The organism is Terribacillus jepli, assembly GCF_047228925.1.
Taxonomy (GTDB): Bacteria; Bacillota; Bacilli; order Bacillales; family Amphibacillaceae; genus Terribacillus.
The window spans coordinates 151912-174831 of record NZ_JBFEGH010000003.1 but is presented as its reverse complement, the minus strand read 5'-3'; the positions used below and the strand labels follow the sequence as shown (position 1 = coordinate 174831).

The window sequence follows — 22920 nt, the reverse complement described above, 5'->3', positions numbered from 1 at the left end:
TAGCAAGAAGAATAACAAGTTATAAAAAAGCTTCTCCCTCAGGAGAAGCTTTTTTCACGCAAGTAAGCAAGTACGTTCTGGACGGCTTGTTCACCGCTGTCGATACAATCTGGAATACCGATTCCATCATAGGAACCACCGGCAAGGAATACACCTGGCAGGTGGATGGCCATATTGGCGCGTACGTCGGCAACGCGCTTCAGATGACCGACAACGTATTGCGGCATCGCTTTTTTCCAGCGACTGACAACGGAAAACAGCGGCTTGCTTTTTATTTTCATGATCTTGTTCAAATCTTTCAAGGCGATTTGGACGATTTCCTCATCCGATAAGTCCACCACACCGCTGTCATCGGGTCTGCCAACGTAGCAGCGGAGCATGACTTTGCCCTCGGGAGTAGTATCTTCCCACTTTTTATGCGTCCACGTACAAGCCGTAATCCGATATTTACTGTTACGGGAGATGACGAAGCCTGTGCCATCGATATCCTTCTTGATTGCCGAAGCATCGAATGTCATTGCTACCGTAGCAACGGAGGTCGCCTTCATTTCTTTCAACTGTTCCATGAAATCATACTGGCTCAGCATGCGCTGGACAGCAAAGAAAGGAGATGCAAGCACCGCGGCATCCGCTCGGAATACCCCGCCATTGCCAAGCAGCAAGTGATAATGTTCCGCTTTGCGCTCGATATGATCCACACTTGTTTCCAACTGGACAGTGTCTGGATCAAGCTTCGCTTCCAAACCTTCCACCAACGATTGCAACCCGTTCTTCAAGGAAAGGAATGCGCCTGGAGGCTTTACACCTTTCTTCTGTTTCGGCGGCTTTGGCATCGTCGCCTGCAGTCCTTTGATGACACTTCCATATTGCTGTTCTACTTCATAGAACTTTGGATAGGTTGCCATCAGACTCAATTCATCGATATCCCCGGCATATACACCAGATAACAGCGGTTCGAGTACATTCTCTACCAACTCATCGCCAAAGCGGCGGCGGAAGAACAACCCCATGGATTGGTCCTGTGCTTCTTTTCCTTTCGGCAGCATCGGTTCGACGCTGATTCGCGCCTTCGCCTTCGTAGAGAGCAGGCGTGATTGATAGAATGGTTTTAATTCTGTCGGTACACCCATGAAAGCTCGTTTTGGCATTTTATGCAGCTTCTTGCCCGCCAGGATATAAGATTGTCCCGTATTATTCCGGACCAGATCTTTTTCCATGCCGATATCGTGAATCAAGCGTGATGCTGATTCCTTTCGTGCCAAAAAGGAATCCGGACCACGTTCAATCATGAACCCATCTTTTTTCAATGTCTCGATCTTCCCGCCAAGATGGCTGGAAGCCTCAAACAGCTTGACCTCATAATCCAGACGATAAGCGCGGATCTGCTTCTGCAGGTAGTAAGCGGTCGTCAAGCCGGCTATGCCGCCCCCGACGATCGCTATCTGTTTTTTTTCAGCCATGGCGCTCAACTCGTGCCTGCTGATCCAATACCACCTTCGCCAATGTATCGATGAATTGCTGGTCTGTATTCGGCATTGCCGGACGATAGTATTTTGCACCTAATTCGTCACACACGACCTTACATTCGTAGTCATTATCGTATAGTACTTCCAAGTGATCCGCGATGAAGCCAACTGGAGCATATACGAATGAACGGTAGCCTTTTTTCTCGTATAGCTCACGAGTTAGATCCTGCACATCCGGCCCAAGCCACGGATCAGGCGTATTTCCTTCACTCTGCCAGCCAAGCTCCACATTCTTGATGCCAGTCTGCTCCTGAATCAAGTCAGCCGTACGCTTCAATTGATCAGGGTATGGATCGCCATGCTGAAGGATTTTCTCTGGAAGACTGTGAGCAGATACAATCAGTGCTGCCTTGGAACGCTCTTCTTCGTCCATGCCGCTGAAAATTTCAGAAATATTATCTGACCAGTATTTGATGAAGCCTGGTTCATCGTACCAGCTCTCCACAGAAGTGATTTGAAGGTTGCCAGCTTCTGCAGCAGCTTTATGTGCACGTTCGTTGTAGGATTTAACACTGAATGTGCTGTAATGAGGCGCCAATACGATAGATATTGCTTCCGTAATGCCATCTTTCGCCATTTCAGCAACCCCGTCTTCAATGGAAGGCTCGATATGCTTCAAGCCAAGATAAGCTTTGAATTCGATAGCATCCTGCGCTTTGTTCAAAGCCATTTCAAGTGCATCAGCTTGTTCCTGCGTGATACGGGCAAGCGGGGAAATACCGCCGATTGCTTTATAGCGGCTTGTCAGATCTTCCAGCATTTCCGGTGTCGGTTTATGTCCATGCCGGATGTCTGTATAGTAACGCTCGATATCCTCTTCTTTATAAGGCGTGCCATACGCCATTACGAGTAAACCAACTTTTTTCTTTGTCATGTCTTACACCTCGGGTTAAAGTATAGAATTTTGTTTTGCGGAATACGAATGGATGAAGGTAGTCAGCTTCTTCAGCACACTTGGCTGTATTTCCGGCGTCACGCCATGGCCAAGGTTGAATACATGCGGACCAGCCTCTCGGCCTTGATCCAGAATCGCTTTCGCCCGCTCCTCCAGCACCTTCCAATCGCTTGTCAGGAATGCTGGGTCGAGATTGCCTTGAAGTGTCTTCGTGATGCCCTTCTCTCTTGCTTCCCTGATGGACAGTCTCCAGTCAAGACCTATGACATCCACCGGCAGATCGTTCCATTCCAATATCAGATGGCTCGCTCCTACACCGAATAGGATAAGCGGGACATTGGTTTGGCGCAATTCACTGATAATGCGCTCCATTGTCGGTTTAATATACATACGGTAATCCGCAGCATTCAAAGCCCCTACCCAGGAATCGAAAATCTGGATGGCAGACGCACCTGCCTTCACTTGTGCTTTGGCATAAGTGATGGACACCTCCGCCAATTTATCCATCAAGGCGAACCATGCAGCAGGGTCACTATACATAAGCGTTTTCGTCTTATGATAGTTTTTTGACGGTCCTCCTTCGACCATGTAGCTCGCCAATGTAAACGGCGCACCGGAAAAACCGATCAACGGTACTTCCAGCTGTTCTTCTGTCAGGAGCTTGATCGTATCCAGTATGTAGGGGATGTCCCGTTCTGGATTCAAGGTGCCAAGTTTCTCCACATCTTGAATGCTGCGGATCGGATTGGCAATCACCGGACCGATGCCTGACTTGATATCGACATCCACGCCAATACCGGGCAGTGGTGTCATAATGTCCTTATATAAAATAGCCGCATCGACATCATACTGGTCGACTGGCAGCTTTGTAACATAAGCTGCCAGCTCGGGCTGATGCGTGATTTCAAACAAGGAATACTTCTCTTTAAGCTCGCGGTATTCTTTTTGCGATCTTCCTGCTTGACGCATGTACCATACTGGTGTGTAATCCGTTGCTTCCCCGCGGAATGCACGCAGTATTGTATCGTTTTTGATCATAATTGTTCTCCTTCGTCTACTCGTTATCCGTTTCCAACTATACGAAATTTCATGGGCGTTTGCATACCATTTGACTCATAAAAACGCTATTTTTTGATGATTTGTGTCAGAGTCGTGAAATTTGTCAGAATCCGAAACCAGAAAGGACCGTATGGTTGGATTCCGCCCCGCTTTCATCCGTCAGCGGATTGAATGGAACCACATAGTAGGAAGTGTCTTTCAGCAGATTGACTTTATCCACTGTAAAGGATCCCTTACCTTGTACTTCCCCGATTTTCTCTGCACCATCGTCTGTTTCTTTGTAAATATGATAGATGATCCGCTTGTCATCGCTTGCTGTCCACGTCAAGTCGGCATTGACGATTCTCAGACCCCCGAAACCATAAGAAATCGATGCATCCGTGATTGTCGGCAATTCGACCGGACCGCCGATATCCTCCGCATTTTCCGGTTTTTCAAAGCTTGTTGACATCGTCCGGTATTGGGAAACTTGGCGTAAAATCGCTTTTGTGAGTGCCGTCGGCATCGAACTGCCGCTCTCCAGATAGTTTTCTTTCGTTGTTTTGTCATAACCCATCCAGCTTACCGCGACATATTCAGGAGTGTAACCGGCAAACCAAGCATCCTTATCTGCACCATCCACTTTCGGGTGCTGCGTCGTACCTGTCTTCCCAGCCAGAGCACCATAATAAGTCCCTGCTGTTCCGGTACCGCCGGTGATGACTCCTTGCAGCATACGCGTCATATCCCAGGCCGTCTGTTCGGAAAATACATCCTCTGTTTGCGGTTCTGCTTTAAAGGCAGCTTCCCCGGTCCTGTCATAGATCGCATTGATGGACTGGGATTCGATCCACTGCCCTTCATGGGCGAATGTCCGGAATCCTTCCGCTATCTGCAGCGGTGTCAAGCCTTCCTCCAAGCCGCCAAGGGCAATTGACAGGCCTTTATCCGGCAGATCGATATGCATCTTTTCCAAGTAAGACTTGCTGGTTTTGATGCCGATCTGATCAAGCAGCCAAACAGCCGTCGTATTTTTGGATTCCTGCAGGGCTTCATACATCGTGATATCGCCTTCATATTGATCATCGTGGTTGGAGACCGTGTAATCATCGTCGTATGTCTTTTTCTCGTCGGGCAGCTCACTGTAAGCATTATAATCTCCTGTATCCAACGCTGGTCCATAGACTGCGAGAGGCTTCATGACCGATCCTGGCTGTCTCTGCACTGTCACACGGTTAATGTCGCCGTATTGGAACTCACGTGCTCCGACAGCTGCGACAATCTTACCGGAATTCTGATCGAGCATGACAAAGGCCCCTTCAATGCCATCAGTCGAGCCGTCAAAATACGTATCATCCTGCATTGTCTTATAGGCAGTACGCTGAATATCTTCATCCACATTCACGACAATCCGGTAACCACCAGTACGCAAGTCTTCCAAAGATAAATCATATTTTTCCTGCGCTTCATCGGCTACCAAATCAATATAGCTCTCGATCCAAGGCCGTTCTTTCTCTTCTTCAGGCTCCGTCACGCCAAGTTCCTCCGCTTGGGCAGCTTCTTTTTCTTCCTTTGAGATGTAACCCTGCTCCTCCATCTCATCCAGCACCAAATTGCGTCTTTCCTTCGCTAAATCAGGATTATTATTCGGCGAGTAGGTATTAGGCGCTTTGGACAAGGCTGCCAGCATCGCACTCTCCGAAAGAGTCAGGTCACTGGCGCTCTTATTGAAATAATAATTGGCAGCTGACTCGATCCCATAAAGACCGTGCGCAAAATAGATTTCATTCAGATAATACTCCAGAATCTGCTTCTTTGTGTAATGTCTCTCCAAGTAGATAGCCGCCATAGCTTCTTTTGCCTTACGAGTGAAGGTCTTATCATTTTTGAAGAAGAGGTTCTTCGCTGTCTGCTGTGTGATCGTACTTCCGCCTTCCACCTTGCTCATCGCTATGATATCGCGGTATAAGGCTCTGGCCGTCGCACGGAGATCGATACCATGATGCTTGTAGAACCTGGCATCTTCTATGGAAACAAAAGCATTTTTCACATGTTCGGAAATCTCATCGAATTTGACAGGCTCCCGGTTTTCTTCATAGAATTCCGCAATCACTTCCCCATCCTGATTCTCGACTGTCGAAGCAGCCTTCAACGTCAGATCGTCTTTATCAATAACGAGTCTTCCCCCGAAAAATAACAGGATATAGGCAGCAGTAATGCCCGCCAATATGATACCAGCTCCAAGAAGATATAAAGTCTTCCGTCGCATCCGTTTATGCTGCTTAAGTTCTGATCGTTTCATAACGTTCCTTTCACCTCTTACGTATCCCCATGATCAATCTATAACCTTTATTATACGACAAAAAATGCCATTTACCCATCTTTCCTATCGAATGGGGTCCCAGCTTGCATTACGCATTGTGAACTTGCTACACTGACTCTAACATACTGCCAGGAGGTTGAATACAAATGATTGTACACTTCACCAATGGTACGACTGAATTTCTTCGCCAGCTGAAGGAAAAAGAACAAGCCAAGATTTGGGTGTTCGAAGGCGCCGAGGGTGCTCTTGCCTATACCGAGGAACCAAACGCTGCAAAATTCACTACACCGCGTACATATGAGCTTGTAACAGGTACTGGAGACATCCCCGATGAAGGGTATATCGCGATCAACAACATCCCCGTCACAGACGAAGGGCGTCCGATATTTGAGGATGTATTCAAACGCAGAGCAGGCAAAATCGATCAAACACCTGGGTTTAAGGCACTCCGAGTACTCAGACCGAGATCAGGCAACACATATCTTGTACTCACAGCTTGGGAAGACAAACAGCACTTTGAAGATTGGAAGGAATCCGAATCGTTCCAGCATGCACATAAAAAAGATGCTGGACAGCCGAAAAGGCCGCCATTCAGTGCCGGCCCCGCTTATGTCACCACTTATTTTATCGACAATGGAGAATGACAAAAGCCTGTCCATTTAGTTGGACAGGCTTTTGCCATTCAATATGATCGAGCTTTTTCCCGTCTCCCAAGGTTATGCTGCAGCCATTTGTATAATAAAATCCAAATCAGCAGAAACACCATTCCATAAGCATACCCAGCGAGCACATCCGTCAAGTAATGCACACGGAGTACATACCGGCTGAAACCAACCAGCAAGACGATCAGTGCTGCCAGGAAAGCAGCGGTATACCGCTGGCTGTTTTTAAGAAAATGCCACAGGAAATAAAGGATGATGCCATATGTGATGAAAGACATCATCGAATGGCCTGATGGGAAACTGAAACCTTCACCATCAACTAATGCCAGAATAGCCGGGCGTTCCCTTTCCACAAGTCCTTTAATGAGAAAATTGAATTGATAGCCTAAAGCGGTAGCGGTAAATACAATACCTGCTCCGATTAAATCCCTCTTCTTCAAAGCTAAGAATAGACCGAATAACAAAGCAAGGATAGTTAAAACAGTACTGGAACCAAACTCTGTGATCCAGCGGGAGGCATCGAACCAAATTGTTCCCTGCAAGGATTGAGCAAACGGCGCTGTCCACTGATCCAGCAGCGGATCTGGATGAAACGCGACATCGATCGTAAATGCAGCAGCTATGATAATTGAAATCGTAAAGAGCAGTATATACCTTTTTTTGTGTGGAAGCTCCATCTCGTCACCTCTGATTGATTGTACTACGGTATTTGTTTAGAAAACAAATGCGTGGGGAATATATTCTACAGATAGCCAATCAGAAAGGATGATAAACATGGCAGACAATGTGAGAAAAATCAAGGAGAACTCCCAATTACAGGAACTTATCGATGGCTTGAACGTAGACTTGGCAAATGAATATGCCGCATCCATCATGTATACCACATACAGCTCAGCAGTTTCCGGTCTTTACCGTGCATTTTTGAAACCATTCTTCGAGGATGAAATCACAGATGAAATCGGCCACGCAAAATATTTGGCAGATAAGATCGTCACATTGGGTGGTACGCCTACTACTGTTCCGGCAGAAGTACCATATCACACAGATGTAACAAAAATGCTGACGGAAGCACGTGATTCGGAACAGGATACAATCGAGCGTTATGAGAAACGCAAACAGCAGGCTGAGGATCTTAACATGACAGAGCTTGTCACCAAGCTGGAAGATCTGATTGCCGACGAAACGAATCACCGTGACGAACTGAACCGGCTTTTGAAGGACTCTCATCTGTCCTGATATAACAACCCGTAACCAAATGGTTATGGGTTTTCTCATCCCTTTTTTCTGAATAAATCAATAATTTTTGATAATAAATGTGCTATACTGGTCTTATTTCATACAAACGAAGGAGGCTGGTGCAGCATGCTAGCGGATTTATTCAGCAAAATTGATGAGCTTTATGAGGATATGGTTGCCATAAGAAGATACCTTCATCAGCATCCGGAACTATCCTTTAAAGAAGAAAAGACAGCTGCCTATATTGCGAATACATACGAGGAGCTTGGCATCCCCTATGAAAAGAATGTGGGAGGAAATGGTGTAGTCGCCACCCTTAAAGGCGGTAAGCCTGGTAAAAAAATCGCTCTGCGGGCAGATTTCGATGCTTTGCCGATTCAGGAAGAAAACGATGTCCCTTATAAATCGACAGTACCAAATGTAATGCATGCGTGCGGTCACGATGGACATACAGCTACATTGCTGGGTATTGCCAAAGCAGCAAAATCCTTGCAGGATCAATTACCAGGTACACTGGTATTCGTTCACCAGCACGCAGAAGAATATGCACCAGGCGGAGCGAAACCAATCATTGAGACTGGTATCCTGGATGATGTAGATGCCGTCTTTGGAACACATCTATGGTCGGACACGCCGCTTGGCACAATCGAGACGGCGGATAAAGAATTCATGGCCGGAGCAGATCGCTTTGAAATCGAGATCATCGGCAAAGGCGGACATGGTGCCCAACCGCATCAGACCAAAGATGCCGTCTTGATTGGTTCTCAAGTGGTAACAGCTCTGCAGCAAATTATCAGCCGCCGCTTGGATCCACTACATACAGCTGTCATCACTGTCGGTACATTCGAAGCAGGAGCCGCCTTTAACGTCATTGCCGACTCCGCCAAGCTGACCGGTACCGTCCGCACTTTCGACACTGCTGTACAGGAACAGATCAAAATGGAAATAGAAAATGTGCTGAAGGGTATTACAACAGCTAACGGCGCAAGCTATACGTATGAATATATCAAAGGATACCCGCCTGTCATCAACCACCCTGCCGAAGCTCAGTTGGTTCTGGATGCTTCCAAAGAAGTGGCAGAGGTGCAAGAAGCCAATAAGGTGCTGCCAACCATGACTGGCGAGGATTTCTCTTATTATTTGCACGACAAGCCAGGTGCATTCTTCTTCACAGGAGCTAAGAAAGAAGATCATTATTACCCGCATCACCATCCGAAATTCGATTTCGACGAACGAGCGATGGTCATCGCTGCCAAAACCTTGCTTAGCACTTGTCTTGCATACCAATAAACAAAAAGGATCAGCGTGACATTCACGCTGATCCTTTCTTATGTTAACATGCGTATTCGAAAAGCATGCATGGCTGCTGTGCCTAATTGTTCAAGGAATTTGCCATTGATGACGGCGCCGACGAAAGCTCCGACTCCAGGCAAAAGCTGTATCATCTTGATTAAATCGATATGATCCCGATATTCCTGCTGCAGCACTCGCCAATTGACGTCCTCGATTGCACCGGACACTTCATTCCAATGACGGATAGCTTCCCAAAGCTTTACCCTTGTTTCACCACTTGAGAACGTGGCACTGAATATTTGCAGGAGAAATACTCTTTCACTGAATGCTGTCACATCGAAGCCATAAATCCTGCCAATATCGAATAGACATTTCATCTTGATGCTGAGCAGTAGCGGGAAATCAACCATTCCCAACAGGATGCCTCCAGCCCCGGTGCCGGCTCCTTCCAACCTTGCTGTCGTTTTATAACGATTGATCACTTTCCGGACTTCTTTTTCCCTTTGTTCGAAACTCCAGTTCTTTTCGACTTGAATTGGATAAATATAATTGGAAGACGTCAGGCTCAGCTCGATCATCTGGCGGATTGCTGTCGTGATTGCGCTGTGCACTGCTGCTGGAATCTTATCGGTGATCGTATCCTGGGCACCTTTGGAAAACCGCTGGAACCTGCCACCGCGCCTTTGCAGCGAATGATAATAGAACATGGCTTCCTTCAGTTTTCTTTCCTTATAATAATCTTCCACCATCTGACTCCTTCCTATTTCAACCGTTTTGGCACATACATGCGGACGAATCCAACTCCGAAGACCAGTCCGGCAACGAGTGCCAATCCAAAACCTAGTACATCGGCTCGGAGCAGGAACACCAGGCTCAGCAATACCGCCTGTATGATGGCCAATTGCTGCAGGAGAGCTAACAAAGCATGTTTCCGGCTGTCGTCTGGAACCGGATAAAGATCCATCCAAGCTATGGTTCGATGATGCTTCCATAAACCGATCAGTTGGAAACCGGTCAAATAAAGGAACAACAAAGCAAATGCCAGCTGGACCCAAAGATTGGGAATAAAGTAGATGATGACTCCAGCCAGGACCGTCAACCGTAAAAAGAGCCCGAAATAGTCCCCCCCTCTGACAAAGGTAACTCGGAACAGATAATCATATGTATGTTTCTGCTCGAAAGGAACACGTCGAGTAAACAGATTGACAACAGATTGCCGATTATGGACTTTCGTCTTCAAATGCGGTACATCGGCAAATTGGTTCGCAATCCGGTAAAACGCCTGCATTCGCGCCTGATCCTTTTCAATCAGTAAGTCCCATGCAAGTCCCCCTTGTTTTCTGCTGATGCTGAAGTCTGTAATAAGCAGCACAACAAATAAAACTGTCAAAACTGCCGCAGCCACCAGATCACCGCGTAAAAAGAACCAAAAACATCCGATATTCAAAACTACACGCAGAGTCTGCTCGCCTCTTCTTATATTGACATTCCGAATCTTCAGCATCCACCAATTCATGTGAAGATTCCACAGCTTAAATACAAGCAAGACGAAAAAGACAAGCAAGTAGGAAATAAAGTCCTCCCCAAGTCCCGCTGCGAAAAACAAAGGTGCAAGTGCCGCTGCAGCCAAGACCAGCAAGTAAAGCTGTGTAAAGAAGCTATAACCGATCGTCAACTTGAAATAACGATGCAGCTTTGGCTCAAGCGGAAGCAGGAACACGATATCCGCTTCTTTCAATAAAGTCCGGACTGGGCTGTAGCTTGCCAAAAGACCAAATACGACACCGATTAAAAACGGTGCAGGAAAACCCGGTGATAATGTCTCAAGCCACTGCTGATAATAATAGGCAAGCCCCGAAATCAAAAACAGCATGGCTATCATAAGATGCTGATTGAATATATAACGCAGATAGCGGTTCATTTCCTTCATATGCTCGGAAAGCCGCTGCTTGAAAAATGCTTCCGCATTAAACATGGCTGTCTTCTTCCTTCGTCAACTGAACATACAAATCATCCAGTGTAGCATCTCGCATGTCGAATTCATTGCGCAACTCTTCCATCGTACCAGCCGCCCGCAGCTTTCCGTCATGTAAGATGATGATGCGATCACAAAAACGTTCGGCAGTAGCGAGGATATGCGTGGACATCAGTACGCCAGCTCCATTCTCCTTGGCTTGATTCATCAGCTGCAAATAGGACTGAATACCAAGTGGATCTAGCCCTACGAATGGTTCATCCACGATATATAGGTCTGGTTCCACCAGGAATGAACACATAATCATCACTTTTTGGCGCATCCCCTTTGAAAAATGGACAGGGAACATCTTCAGTTTCTTTTCAAGTCGGAATTCCTTCAGCAAAGGTGGCAGCCGCTTATCAAATTCCTCCTTCGACAAATCATAAGCTTGAGCCGTTAACCGTAAATGATCGTATAACGTCAGTTCATCATATAGCACCGGCATTTCCGGTATGTACGAAAAATTGCTCCGATACGTCTCAGGTGAAGCAGCAAACGTGCTGCCATTAATCTGGATACTGCCGCCCTTGGGCTGCATGAGTCCGATGATATGCTTGATTGTCGTACTCTTACCAGCTCCGTTCAGGCCAATGAGCCCGACGATTTCCCCAGCACCGACTTGGAATGATACATCATGCAGGATATTTTTATGTGTATATCCACCTGTGAGTGAATCTATATGTAATAAAGGCTGCATTACCTTTTCCCCTTTCTAAGGCACTCTTGCTAAAAGTTTACCAAAGCACGGCGGATTTGCCAAAATAAAACGGTTATAACCTTATACAACCTGCACATACTAATTTCGAAGCAAAGAAGTTGCCAAGAGGTTTCCGAAAGCAGGACCCATTCATTTGAAAATGAGGTGTTGGTAGGAGATACAAACCGCTACGTCCGAAAGTAAGCTGATTTACAACTGTAAGCAAGCTGAAAGTGTACTGGCGCAAACTCCGTAAGCCGCTGTACAGTTCGAAATGGTTTTACTCTTGGCAACCTTGCTTCTGAGGCAGACACTCCCAAAACGCGAAGAATTCCAACATTCCGGCCGTTACGGGATGTCTGCCTATTTTATTCGACATACTTTACAAGCATGTCCATTCCTTTATACAATATGTATACATGTCAAAGGAGTGATCGTATGCACGAAAAGGATTGTATCTTCTGTAAAATCGCCGCTGGTGAACTGCCTTCAGCAAAAGTTTATGAAGATGACCAAGTACTAGCTTTTATGGATATCGGCCAGGTGACAAAGGGACATACCCTCATCATCCCGAAAACCCATACGAAGAATATATACGAAACACCGCCTGAAGTGGCACAGGAAGTATTTGCACGTGTGCCACAGATTGCGAATGCGATCAAAGAAGCTTTTCAGCCGGCTGGACTGAACGTCTTGAGCAACACAGAAGCTGCCGCAGGACAGACGGTTTTCCATCTGCATGTGCATCTGATACCTAGGTATGGAAAAGATGATGGCTTCCACGCCACTTTCGACCAGCATGATAATGTTGCCAGCGAACATCTTGGTGAATTGGCGGAAGCAATCAGCAGAAAAATCAAATAAGCTCACTACAAAGGTTTCACTGCTACATAAGAAGAGAAAATAGTATAATGAAGTAGGAAGGAGTGATGATGATGGCTAGTGGCAAATCAATCGCTTTAGGTATACTCGTAGGCAGTACAGTCAGTGCTGCAATCACTTTGCTGACAGCACCATCTTCCGGCAAAGAACTGCGCGCAGACGCAAAACAGCGCAGTGATGAATGGAAGGTAACGTTCAACAATTTGAAAAATGAAGGAACACAGCTGAAAGAACAAATCGCCAGAACTTCCAAAGAAGGCGCTGCTATGTTCAAAGAATTATCAGCTGATGTCAAAACTTCCATCGACAGCTGGAAACGCACGGTTGAACCACATCAGAAAAACATCCAAAAAAGCTTGGCTCAAATCGAGAAAAGCTTGAAAGACCTGGAAGAAAAAGCGAATCAGAAAAACAGTAACGAATGAAAAAATGCTCTCCTTTATGGAGAGCATTTTTTCATTGACTGCAAATCAAAAGAGCCTCTTTTTTAAGAAGAGGCTCTTTGTGACAACCATTATTTCGCTTCCAAATCCTCAATGGAATCAGCATCTACATAACTAGGTACAACCAGACCAGTTTTCGCACCTTCCAAGTTTGGTCCTAAGTCGACTAATTGATCTTTATATTCTTCATACAAATCACCGTGTGTCGTCGGCAGCCAAGCTGCTACCATGGCATCTGCTTCCCCATTGGCAACTGACTGCCACATAACTGCGTTATCAAGTGGTGTAATCTTTGTATTGTATCCCAAGTCATCGAGTACAACTTTCACAACATTCGTAGAAGCAACTTCGGAATCCCACTCGACATAAGTCAGGCTGACTTCCTGACCGTTACCTTCCTCGGCACCTTTCGTCCACTCAGCTACTTGATCCTCGTGGCTGTCCACCCAGTTGCGTGCAGCTTCGGCTGGGTCTGCACCTTCACTTACTTCCAACATGACTTCTCCCATATCGTCTGTAGTCCAGTTGAATTGATCAAGTACTTTATTAGCACCCGGTACATCGTCAGCAAACCCTTGGCGAGTCATGGTATTAATCGTTTCTTCTTCTCCAAATGAACCTTTTGGATCTTCCAGATACTTCAGATCATATTTACTGAACATCCAATGAGGTGTCCAGCCTGTGATGATGATTGGCTCTTCGTCTTTGATCGCTTCACCTAGAGTTGTCGCCATTGCACCGCTGGAAGACGGTTGCAATGTCCAGCCGTTCAGCTGATCATAATCTTCAATTGCCTTTTCGGCGGCGCTCATGACACCAGCACCAGCTTCGATACCAGTAATCTTGTAATCCACTTGCTCACTGAAGCTGTCAGAGCTGGAGCTGTCATTCCCGCACCCTGCTGCTACCAATGTCATTGCCAGGCCAGCTGCCACACCTAATGTTTTCCACTTTTTCATGTAATCGAACTCCCCTTCTATTTATTGAAAGCGCCTATTTCAGGCTGCATTCATTTACTTGGATTTATCTTTGTAAATATTTTGGGTAAAACGGTCAATGATGATTGCAAGTACTACAATGCTGAGACCAGCAACGAAACCAGGGCCGACCTGTGCTCGCTGCAAGGAAGACAATACTTCACGGCCAAGACCAGGCGCACCGATCATGGATGCAATGACGACCATGGAAAGCGCGAGCATGACTGTTTGGTTAATACCTGCCATTATAGTGTACTTCGCCATTGGCAACTCCACTTTGAATAGCTTTTGTGCTCCAGTAGAACCGAAGGCATCTGCCGCTTCCACCAGTTCCTCAGAAACTTGGCGGATACCCAGATTCGTAAAACGTACAGTAGGCGGTGTCGCAAAAATCAATGATGCGAAAATACCTGGCACCACGCCGATACTGAAGAAAGCAACTGCCGGAATCAAATAAACGAAGGCAGGCATCGTCTGCATAAAATCAAGAATGGGCGTGATGATGGATTGTGCAATTTTACTTTTGGACATCAGAATACCGATAGGGACACCGATGATAATACACAAAATACTGGAAGTCAGCACCAGTGTGAACGTATCAATCAGCTGGTCCCATAAACCTTGGTTCCAAATGAACAGTAAACCAATAATACTGAATACTGCCAAACCGAATTTCTTGCCTGTCATGAAGAAAGCTAATATAGCAACCAGCAAAATAAAAATGACAGGAGGAATAGCATCAAGACCTGATGTAATCAAGTCCATCAAATCACCTAAACCATCCTTGATCGGATCGAATAAGAACGCGAATGTATCTGTCAGCATATCGACGAAATTAGATGTCCAATCTGCGACTGGCAGTGCTTCTATGTTTTCCATGAAATTAAGCATGTTCGTTCACCTCACCCTCACCAGCAAGTGCACCAATAACCGCACCTCTGACGATAATCCCCAATAGTTTTCCGTTTTCTGTAACTGCCAACGGAACCGGCGAATCATGGATGACAGCGAACAAGTCATGGAGCGGTGTATCTTTTTCCACTGTCGGTACATCACGCTGTATGATTTCCGATAGATTCTTCACTTCATTTTTTCGAGCTTCATTCGCTTCATCTGCCGTTACGATACCTTGGAGTACACGTTTGCTGTCTACAACCAGGATACTGGACAGACCCGCTTCCCGCATACGTTCCAATGCCACACGAGGACCGTGCTTATCTATGTTGATTGTTTCCGGTCGTTTCATAATCTGCTGAGCAGTAAGTACTTTTGCTCGATCGACATCCTCAACGAATTTCTCGACATAACTATTGGCCGGATTCATGAGGATTTCCTCAGGCGTACCGATTTGAACGATATTCCCGTCTTTCATCAAAGCGATACGGTCACCGATTCGCAATGCTTCGTCCAAATCATGGGTGATGAACAAGATTGTTTTCTTCATCGTTTCCTGTAGGTCCAACAATTCATCCTGCATATCTTTCCGGATAAGCGGATCGAGTGCTGAAAAAGCTTCATCCATGAGCATGACTTCCGGATCGTTTGCAAGAGCCCTTGCCAAACCGACACGCTGCTGCATACCACCAGACAATTGCCCTGGATATTGATCTAAATAACTGCCCAAACCAACAAGTTCCAACGATTTCGTTGCTTTCTTCGTTCTTTCCTCTTTGCTGATTCCTTGTACTTCCAGTCCATATTCCGCGTTTTGCAGAATCGTCCTGTTCGGGAACAGCCCGAATCGCTGGAAAACCATACTCAGTTTTTCCCTGCGTACTCGGCGAAGCTCCTTCTTATCCATCTTTGCCAAGTTTTCTCCATCGATGTAAACATCGCCAGTCGTTGGTTCGATCAAGCGGTTGATCAGACGTACCAATGTGGATTTACCACTTCCTGAGAGACCCATGATAACGAATATCTCACCTGGTTCTACTTCAAACGATGCACGATTGACACCAACTGTGCTTCCTGTTTCTTTCAGAATCTCTTCCTTCGTTTTACCAGCTTCCGCTAATTCCAGCGCAGCTTTCGTATTCTTACCAAACACTTTGGAGAGATTTTCCACTTTTATAATTGGCACAGCATTCACCTCTTTTTCTGTAACATTATTGTCATCTTCAGGATAACTTCCCGTAACAATGGTTCGACTCAATTCATGTTAAACAAAAAGTTCATACAACACAAACCTCATAAAATGTTGTTTCTGTACATAAAGTTTGTACAGAATATACTGTACACGACATAACGCCTCTTTTCCTCCTATTTCCTTCTAAATGCTCTCGAATACTGTACTATACCGAAGTTCCTTTACCCCTTCGTTTCATGTAAGCTTGAAACAGAAGCATAGATAAGGGGAGGTCGAAAATATAGTGAATGAAAGGATGTCATCATACGAAGCGCTTATAGCGGAACTGACGAGGACAGGTGAGATGTTCCGTTTGTCCGCAACAGAAGCTCGGCTTCTCGCCGTGCTATATGTAGAAAAGCATTCACTCACCCTGGATCAAATGGCAAAATCGATTGGAAAAAGCAAAACTGCTGTCAATATAGCTATCCGTAATCTATCCCATCTGGAACTTGTTGATCGTGTATGGGTAAAAGGATCAAGAAAGGATTTCTATACGAATGTCAGCTCCGTATATAAAAAGCTGATGGCGCTCCAAGTTAAACAATGGCATTCGCAGACAATCCGGCAAATCGAGGCAATGGAGCAATTAAAACAAGCCATCTCGGAAGATGATCCAGAATGGCAGCCCATGGAGGAGAAATTATCCAGCAGTCTGCAGATTCACGAAGAAGCAGCTGCCATACTCAAAAAAATAACCGCTATCAGCTAGAGTTGATAGCGGTTTTGATTCGTTCCTTTTCCTCTCGGACAGCACTTTTCATTCATTCAGCAGAATTAATCCAAAAGAAAAAACCCCTTCCCCCAGGAAGAGGTTTTCCTATTAGCCTTTAGGCTCCAAATCTTCGATGGAATCTGCATCTACATAACTAGGTACGACCATACCTGTCCTAGCACCTTCCAGGCTTGCTCCCAAATCGACAACTTGATCCTTGTATCGCTCATATAGATCCCCGTGTGTCGTCGGCAGCCATGCTGATGCTGTTGCATCTGCTTCTCCTTGCGCGACAGCTTGCCACATGATGGCATTATCAAGCGGGGTGATTTCGGTTTTATAACCAAGATCATCTAGAACGACTTTCAAGACATTTGTAGACGCCACTTCCGAATCCCATTCCACGTAAACGAGACTGACTTCCTGTCCATTACCCTTTTGGGCACCATTTGTCCATTCAGCAACTTGATCTGCGTGCTCATCGACCCACGTGCGGGCTGCTTCAGCTGGTTCAGCGCCCTTATTAATTTCGAGCATGACTTTCTCCATGTCTTCTACTTGCCAGTTAAACTGATCAAGGACTTTATTCGCACCAGGAACATCATCTGCGAAACCTTCGCGAGTGAGCGTATGAAGGGATTCAGCTTCGCCATATGATTTTTTCGGATCATCCAGATATTTAAGATCATACTTGGCAAACATCCAATGCGGGGTCCAGCCTGTGATGACGATCGGCTCTTTGTCCTCGATGGCATCTTCCAAAGCAATCGCCATTACACCGCTTGAGGACGGCGTGATTGACCAGCCATCAAGCTGATAGTCTTGAAAAGCTTTTTCCGTCGCTTTCATGACACCGGCACCTGCTTCGATACCTGTTACCGTGTAATCCACTTGTTCACTTACACTGTCTGAGCTGGAACTGTCATTGCTGCAGCCTGCTGCAACAAGTGACAATACCAGACCCGCAGTCATACCCACTGTTTTCCATTTTTTCATGCAAACAAACTCTCCTTTTCCGCATGATACGGAAAGCCTGTTACAGGCTTTATCAATTACTTGGACTTATCTTTGTAAATGTTTTGTGTAAAACGGTCAATAATGATGGCCAGTACAAAGATACAGAGCCCGGCAACGAAACCTGGGCCAACTTGTGCACGCTGCAAGGAAGCCAATACTTCACGGCCAAGACCAGGCGCACCAATCATGGATGCAATGACGACCATTGACAGAGCCAGCATGACGGTTTGATTGACACCAGCCATGATTGTGTATTTCGCCATTGGCAATTCCACTTTGAAGAGCTTCTGCGGTCCTGTCGATCCAAATGCATCAGCTGCTTCCACCAACTCATCAGATACTTGACGAATACCAAGATTCGTAAAGCGGACTGTTGGCGGTGTAGCAAATATAAGGGATGCAAAGATACCTGGAACCACACCGATACTGAAGAAGGCAACCGCCGGAATCAAATAAACGAATGCAGGCATCGTTTGCATAAAGTCTAGAATTGGGGTAATGATCGTTTCAGCAACTTTGCTTTTCGCCATCAAGATACCAATCGGGATACCGATAATGATACAAATGATGCTCGCTATCAGCACGAGTGTGAATGTCTCGATCAAATGATCCCAAAGTCCTTGGTTCCAGATAAATAGTAACCCGATTATGCTGAATACCGCTAAACCGAATTTCTTCCCTGTCATGAAAAAGGCCAATATAGCGACTAGTAAAATGAAAATGACAGGAGGTATGGCAGCCAACCCTTGTGTAATGATGCTCATAAAGCTAGCAAGCCCATCCTTGATCGGATCGAACAAGAAAGCGAATGTATTCGTCAGCCAGTCGACAAAATCAGTCATCCAATCCCCAACTGGAATTTCTTTAACGTTTTTCATGAAATCAAGCATGTTCGTTCACCTCACCCTCACCAGCAAGTGCACCGATAACTGCACCTCTGACGATAATTCCCAAAAGCTTTCCGTTTTCTGTAACTGCCAACGGAACCGGCGAATCATGGATGACAGCAAACAAGTCATGGAGCGGTGTATCTTTTTCCACTGTCGGTACATCACGCTGTATGATTTCCGATAAGTTCTTCACTTCATTCTTTCTAGCTTCATTCGCTGCATCTGCCGTTATGATGCCTTGCAGAGTCCTTTTGCCATCCACGACCAGGATACTGGACAGACCAGCTTCCCGCATTCGTTCCAAGGCCACACGCGGTCCATGCTTTTCGATGTTTACCGTTTCCGGACGTTTCATGATTTGCTGTGCAGTAAGTACTTTTGCACGATCGACATCTTCCACGAACTTCTCGACAAACTTATTCGCCGGATTCACAAGGATATCCTCAGGTGTCCCGATCTGGACGATTTTTCCGTCTTTCATCAAGGCGATTCGGTCACCGATGCGAAGCGCTTCATCCAAGTCATGTGTGATGAAAAGAATAGTCTTCTTCATTGTTTCCTGCAGATCTAATAATTCGTCCTGCATATCTTTACGAATCAGTGGATCAAGAGCCGAGAAAGCTTCATCCATCAGTAGTACCTCTGGATCATTTGCAAGTGCACGCGCAAGACCCACACGTTGCTGCATACCACCAGACAATTGACCAGGATATTGATCGAGATAGCTTCCCAAACCAACAAGTTCCAAGGCTTCCTTCGCTTTTTGCGTTCTTTCCTGTTTGCTGATTCCTTGTACTTCCAGTCCGTATTCTGTATTCTGCAGAATCGTCCTATTCGGGAATAATCCAAATCGCTGGAATACCATGCTCAGCTTTTCCCGGCGTACCCGTCGAAGTTCTTTTTTATCCATTTTCGCTAGGTTTTCCCCGTCAATGTAAATATTACCCGTCGTCGGTTCGATCAGGCGATTGATCAGACGTACCAATGTGGATTTCCCACTGCCTGAAAGACCCATGATAACGAAGATCTCTCCTGCCTCCACTTCAAATGATGCTCGATTGACACCAACTGTGCTTCCTGATTCTTTTAGTATCTCCTCTTTTGTCTTACCTGCCTCTGCTAATTGCAGTGCAGCTTTCGTGTTTTTCCCAAACACCTTGGAGAGATTTTCTACTTTAATAATCGGCACAGTATTCACCTCTTTTTCACTAGTCTTCTGTAACCCGACTGTAATAATCAGGAATATTTTACTACCACGATGTTTCGACCCTATTAATACTAAACATAAACAGAAAACAAATCAAACGAAACGAATCGTTATATCTGAATGTATAGTACGTACAGAATATACTGTACAAACCATCCTTTACATTACTTCTATTTCCTCCTAATTACTCCGAAATGCTATTACATAGAGTATTTCCTTTGTAAACATCTTTCATGTAGGTTTGATACGAAGGTGAATGGAAAGAAATGAAGGACGTTAGATCAGTGGATGACAGGATCTTATTGTATAGATTGATATGCAGAACCCAAGGATTGTCTTGGCCATATTATATGTAGAAAATCGTCCACTCACTCTGAATCAGATAGTCAAGCTAATCAGGACAAAAAATCTCTTCACCCCCGCAAATCACCATTTCCAATCAGGGGAAATGGATTTTTTGATAAATCCAAACTGGGATATCCCGCAGCGCCGCCAGACGATTTAGACAGCTGAAGTCCACGATATCGGACAAGCACTCCATCAAGATGCTTGACATCATTCTTCTTATGAAGTTCGGAAGTCCATTGAAAGGATAGGACTACTCAAAAAAATAACCACTATCAGCTTCAGCTAATAGCGGTTTTTCATATCCAGCAATATCAATTCGTTCACCAGATCTTTATATGTATCATCCTGCTTTTCTTCACGAAGCGCCAGCAGGACATCCCAATAATAAAGCTTCGCTGGAAGCATACCGACGAATTCCAGCAGCAGGGACGTGTAATCCAGCAAACCTTCTTCCTTTTGTTCCTTGTATGATCGATTAAGTCGCTGAAGCATTTCCAGCACAGCAGCATATTCCTCCTCATTTATATCCCGTTCAATGAGGAGCTTACGGAAAGGATATTTATCCAACACTCCAGTCTCTGCAATCAATTGCAGATGAAAAGACAGCGTACTCTTTTTTTCTTCCTCCATAAAAACGCTTCCTTTGTCTCTCAAAATAGCCGTTTCATGAGAACGGAACTTGTTCTTATATTTTAAAGTAAAATTTCCAGGAAAGCTATTGATTTTCCCGATCAAACGTACTAATATCTCTTAAGTGAGAAAAGCTCACCCTAAATTCATGTTGACAGAAGGGAGCTATGGACATGAATTGCTGGAGAAGTGTCGATGCGAAGAAAGATCTCGGCACCAATCGTATTTGCCTGATCTCAGCAATGATCGGATTATTGACTTTCATCATTCTATATCCGATGCTGACGCTGATCCACCCTAAAATAAAAATCGAAGAAACAGGTCTATTACTATCATTGATTTCTGTATACTTGCTTCCATTCATCCATGGCATCACACATTTGATTCCTTTCTGGATGACAGGGAAGCGTTGTGCATACAAACTGCGTTGGGTTGGACAATTCATCCCGATCATGCAATTCAAGGTCAGGACCGAAACAAGCCGGATCGTTCCGTTCCTTTCCTTGCTCATGCCGACTATTTTGATTACATTGCCTTTGCTGATTTCAGCCATTTTCGTGGATGTAATGCCTATCTATTTTATCCTGCCGATCAGTGTCAATGCAGCCATGACCTTCTCTGATGGCTTCTATCTCAGCAATATACTGCAGGCGCCGCGCAAATGCGTCATTGCAGGGACAGATGAAAGCTATGATATACTGGTTAAATGACGCTCCCTTTTCGGAGCGTTTTTACATATGGAAAAACTGTGGAATTACAATTATTGATTGTCTTTTCCCCTTTATTATGTGATATATTGTCTTAAGGGAAACGGCGGACAAGCCGCCATTCAAATTACAAGTGGATTAGGAGTGTTTGTTTTTATGAAGAAATTGGCTATCGCTGCAGTATTCGCGACAAGCGTTGTCGCCCTATCAGCATGTGGTTCCGGTGAGACAGTGGTAGAATCAAAAGCTGGGGATATTTCCAAAGAAGATTATTATCAGGAACTTAGTGATAAATACGGTTCTCAAGTACTGCAAACAATGCTTCTGGAGAAAGCCCTTGACGATAAATACGATGTCAAAGACGAACAAATCGATGAACAAGTCGATAAATTAAAAGATCAATACGGTGATTCATTCGAATCCGTCCTGCAGCAGGCTGGCTATGCAGATGAAGATGCTTTCCGTGAATCCGTAAAAACAAGCCTTCTTCAGCAACAGGCAATTGCAGACGGTGTCGACGTTTCCGATGATGAAATCAAAACCCGTTATGATCACATGAAGACAGATCTTAATGCAAGTCATATCCTTGTTGCAGATGAAGATACAGCTAAAGAAGTGAAGAAAAAACTGGATGACGGCGAAAAATGGGATGATCTTGTAAAAGAATATTCCACAGATACCGGAACAGTGGAAAATAAAGGATCTCTTGATTGGTTCTCTGCAGGTTCAATGGATGCCGCTTTTGAAGATGCTGCTTACAAATTGAAAAAAGGCGAAATCAGTGATCCTGTAGAATCCAGCTTCGGCTGGCACATCATCCGCTTGGATGATACTCGTGATACAGAACAAGAAGTTGGTTCCCTTGATGAAGAACGCGACCAAATCAAGACTGAACTAGCCATCCAGAAAGTAGACTCCGCTGAACAGCAAGAAAAAATCAACAAAATCCTGAAAGATGCAGACTTTGATATCAAAATCGACCAATACAAAGACTTGGTCGATAATATGACTTCTACATCAACAACTTCCGGCTGATCATGGAAAAAGACCGAAACGTTAACGTTTCGGTCTTTTTCATTATTTTTTATCAGCGCGTCTTGCTTTTTCTTCCTCGATTCGCTCCATGTACACATTTCCTTCCCGCTCGATGAACTGCTGCTCTGTCTGATAGTCATGCCTCTGCGTCCGGAATGCCATGAAGCCGCTGCCGATCATGCAGAGGAACGCAAGCATGACCCACAATGGGATGTCCGGCATTGTAATAATACCCCCTTGTCCTTGTTGTGTAATAT

24 protein-coding genes are annotated in these 22920 nt (G+C 45.3%); 8 read left to right on the top strand and 16 right to left on the bottom strand.

Annotation, left to right across the window (positions count from 1 at the left end; genetic code table 11):
* Window positions 1-38: 38 nt before the first annotated feature.
* From hemY to AB1K91_RS04995, 4 genes are all read right to left on the bottom strand, one after another.
* The gene (hemY, locus tag AB1K91_RS05010) at window positions 39-1460 is read right to left on the bottom strand and encodes a protoporphyrinogen oxidase (protein WP_413088667.1); all 1422 of its coding nucleotides are present in this window, start codon (window positions 1458-1460) and stop codon (window positions 39-41) included.
* On the bottom strand, window positions 1453-2400 hold the full coding sequence (gene hemH / locus AB1K91_RS05005) for a ferrochelatase (protein WP_413088665.1): 948 nt from the start codon (window positions 2398-2400) through the stop codon (window positions 1453-1455). Before hemH ends, hemY begins: the two co-directional genes overlap by 8 nt.
* 15 nt (window positions 2401-2415) lie before the next feature.
* Complete coding sequence (gene hemE / locus AB1K91_RS05000; protein WP_413088663.1) at window positions 2416-3459, bottom strand: uroporphyrinogen decarboxylase; 1044 nt, start codon at window positions 3457-3459, stop codon at window positions 2416-2418.
* A gap of 124 nt (window positions 3460-3583) precedes the next feature.
* A complete protein-coding gene (locus AB1K91_RS04995; RefSeq protein WP_413088662.1) occupies window positions 3584-5761 on the bottom strand; it encodes a transglycosylase domain-containing protein in 2178 nt (725 codons plus the stop codon).
* 167 nt (window positions 5762-5928) lie between these two features.
* Here AB1K91_RS04995 and AB1K91_RS04990 point away from each other — a divergent pair, with 167 nt between their 5' ends.
* Window positions 5929-6426: an antibiotic biosynthesis monooxygenase family protein gene (locus AB1K91_RS04990; RefSeq protein ID WP_413088660.1), complete on the top strand. Its 498-nt coding sequence runs from the start codon at window positions 5929-5931 to the stop codon at window positions 6424-6426.
* A 38-nt stretch (window positions 6427-6464) separates the two neighbouring features.
* Here the strand turns inward: AB1K91_RS04990 and AB1K91_RS04985 are convergent, their stop codons facing one another.
* Entirely contained in the window at window positions 6465-7121 is a 657-nt protein-coding gene (locus tag AB1K91_RS04985) for a phosphatase PAP2 family protein (protein ID WP_413088658.1), read from the bottom strand.
* Window positions 7122-7218: 97 nt separating this feature from the next.
* Between AB1K91_RS04985 and AB1K91_RS04980 the strand changes: the two genes are divergently transcribed.
* Window positions 7219-7680, top strand: a complete 462-nt coding sequence (locus AB1K91_RS04980; RefSeq protein WP_093726874.1) for a ferritin-like domain-containing protein — start codon at window positions 7219-7221, stop codon at window positions 7678-7680.
* Window positions 7681-7806: 126 nt separating this feature from the next.
* Window positions 7807-8970, top strand: a complete 1164-nt coding sequence (locus AB1K91_RS04975) for a M20 family metallopeptidase (protein ID WP_413088656.1) — start codon at window positions 7807-7809, stop codon at window positions 8968-8970.
* A 38-nt stretch (window positions 8971-9008) separates the two neighbouring features.
* Here the strand turns inward: AB1K91_RS04975 and AB1K91_RS04970 are convergent, their stop codons facing one another.
* The 3 genes from AB1K91_RS04970 to AB1K91_RS04960 are packed head-to-tail and all read right to left on the bottom strand — an operon-like array spanning window position 9009 to window position 11687.
* Window positions 9009-9722: an EcsC family protein gene (locus tag AB1K91_RS04970; protein ID WP_413088654.1), complete on the bottom strand. Its 714-nt coding sequence runs from the start codon at window positions 9720-9722 to the stop codon at window positions 9009-9011.
* An 11-nt stretch (window positions 9723-9733) separates the two neighbouring features.
* Complete coding sequence (locus tag AB1K91_RS04965; protein ID WP_413088652.1) at window positions 9734-10948, bottom strand: ABC transporter permease; 1215 nt, start codon at window positions 10946-10948, stop codon at window positions 9734-9736.
* Entirely contained in the window at window positions 10941-11687 is a 747-nt protein-coding gene (locus AB1K91_RS04960) for an ABC transporter ATP-binding protein (RefSeq protein ID WP_413088650.1), read from the bottom strand. The genes AB1K91_RS04965 and AB1K91_RS04960 overlap by 8 nt, the downstream gene beginning before the upstream one ends.
* 438 nt (window positions 11688-12125) lie before the next feature.
* On the opposite strand from AB1K91_RS04960, the gene AB1K91_RS04955 reads away from it, so the two are divergent.
* Together AB1K91_RS04955 and AB1K91_RS04950 are read left to right on the top strand one after the other, a co-directional pair.
* The gene (locus AB1K91_RS04955) at window positions 12126-12551 is read left to right on the top strand and encodes an HIT family protein (protein ID WP_413088648.1); all 426 of its coding nucleotides are present in this window, start codon (window positions 12126-12128) and stop codon (window positions 12549-12551) included.
* 65 nt (window positions 12552-12616) lie between these two features.
* Complete coding sequence (locus AB1K91_RS04950; RefSeq protein ID WP_413088646.1) at window positions 12617-12994, top strand: YtxH domain-containing protein; 378 nt, start codon at window positions 12617-12619, stop codon at window positions 12992-12994.
* A gap of 89 nt (window positions 12995-13083) precedes the next feature.
* On the opposite strand, the gene AB1K91_RS04945 is transcribed toward AB1K91_RS04950, so the two are convergent.
* Genes AB1K91_RS04945 through AB1K91_RS04935 form a run of 3 tightly spaced genes read right to left on the bottom strand, consistent with a single transcriptional unit; the run spans window position 13084 to window position 16069 of the window.
* The gene (locus AB1K91_RS04945; protein ID WP_413088645.1) at window positions 13084-13971 is read right to left on the bottom strand and encodes a glycine betaine ABC transporter substrate-binding protein; all 888 of its coding nucleotides are present in this window, start codon (window positions 13969-13971) and stop codon (window positions 13084-13086) included.
* 54 nt (window positions 13972-14025) lie between these two features.
* Complete coding sequence (locus AB1K91_RS04940; RefSeq protein WP_413088643.1) at window positions 14026-14880, bottom strand: ABC transporter permease; 855 nt, start codon at window positions 14878-14880, stop codon at window positions 14026-14028.
* Window positions 14873-16069 (bottom strand): quaternary amine ABC transporter ATP-binding protein, encoded by a 1197-nt coding sequence (locus AB1K91_RS04935; protein WP_093726865.1) that lies wholly within the window; start codon window positions 16067-16069, stop codon window positions 14873-14875. The genes AB1K91_RS04940 and AB1K91_RS04935 overlap by 8 nt, the downstream gene beginning before the upstream one ends.
* 289 nt (window positions 16070-16358) lie before the next feature.
* Here AB1K91_RS04935 and AB1K91_RS04930 point away from each other — a divergent pair, with 289 nt between their 5' ends.
* The gene (locus AB1K91_RS04930) at window positions 16359-16826 is read left to right on the top strand and encodes a GbsR/MarR family transcriptional regulator (RefSeq protein ID WP_093726864.1); all 468 of its coding nucleotides are present in this window, start codon (window positions 16359-16361) and stop codon (window positions 16824-16826) included.
* Window positions 16827-16937: 111 nt separating this feature from the next.
* Here the strand turns inward: AB1K91_RS04930 and AB1K91_RS04925 are convergent, their stop codons facing one another.
* The 4 genes from AB1K91_RS04925 to AB1K91_RS04910 form a co-directional block, all read right to left on the bottom strand.
* Window positions 16938-17825 (bottom strand): glycine betaine ABC transporter substrate-binding protein, encoded by an 888-nt coding sequence (locus tag AB1K91_RS04925; protein ID WP_093726863.1) that lies wholly within the window; start codon window positions 17823-17825, stop codon window positions 16938-16940.
* A gap of 56 nt (window positions 17826-17881) precedes the next feature.
* Entirely contained in the window at window positions 17882-18736 is an 855-nt protein-coding gene (locus AB1K91_RS04920; RefSeq protein WP_413088639.1) for an ABC transporter permease, read from the bottom strand.
* Complete coding sequence (locus tag AB1K91_RS04915) at window positions 18729-19925, bottom strand: quaternary amine ABC transporter ATP-binding protein (protein WP_093726861.1); 1197 nt, start codon at window positions 19923-19925, stop codon at window positions 18729-18731. The genes AB1K91_RS04920 and AB1K91_RS04915 overlap by 8 nt, the downstream gene beginning before the upstream one ends.
* Window positions 19926-20573: 648 nt before the next feature.
* Window positions 20574-20921: a DUF1878 family protein gene (locus AB1K91_RS04910; RefSeq protein WP_093726860.1), complete on the bottom strand. Its 348-nt coding sequence runs from the start codon at window positions 20919-20921 to the stop codon at window positions 20574-20576.
* A gap of 173 nt (window positions 20922-21094) precedes the next feature.
* Here AB1K91_RS04910 and AB1K91_RS04905 point away from each other — a divergent pair, with 173 nt between their 5' ends.
* A complete protein-coding gene (locus tag AB1K91_RS04905; protein WP_170829624.1) occupies window positions 21095-21631 on the top strand; it encodes a DUF3267 domain-containing protein in 537 nt (178 codons plus the stop codon).
* Between the two features lie 153 nt (window positions 21632-21784).
* Window positions 21785-22663, top strand: coding sequence for a peptidylprolyl isomerase (locus tag AB1K91_RS04900; RefSeq protein ID WP_413088637.1), 879 nt, complete (start codon window positions 21785-21787; stop codon window positions 22661-22663).
* Between the two features lie 42 nt (window positions 22664-22705).
* Here AB1K91_RS04900 and AB1K91_RS04895 read toward each other — a convergent pair whose 3' ends face one another.
* On the bottom strand, window positions 22706-22885 hold the full coding sequence (locus AB1K91_RS04895; RefSeq protein ID WP_170829623.1) for a sporulation YhaL family protein: 180 nt from the start codon (window positions 22883-22885) through the stop codon (window positions 22706-22708).
* Between the last annotated feature and the right edge of the window lie 35 nt (window positions 22886-22920).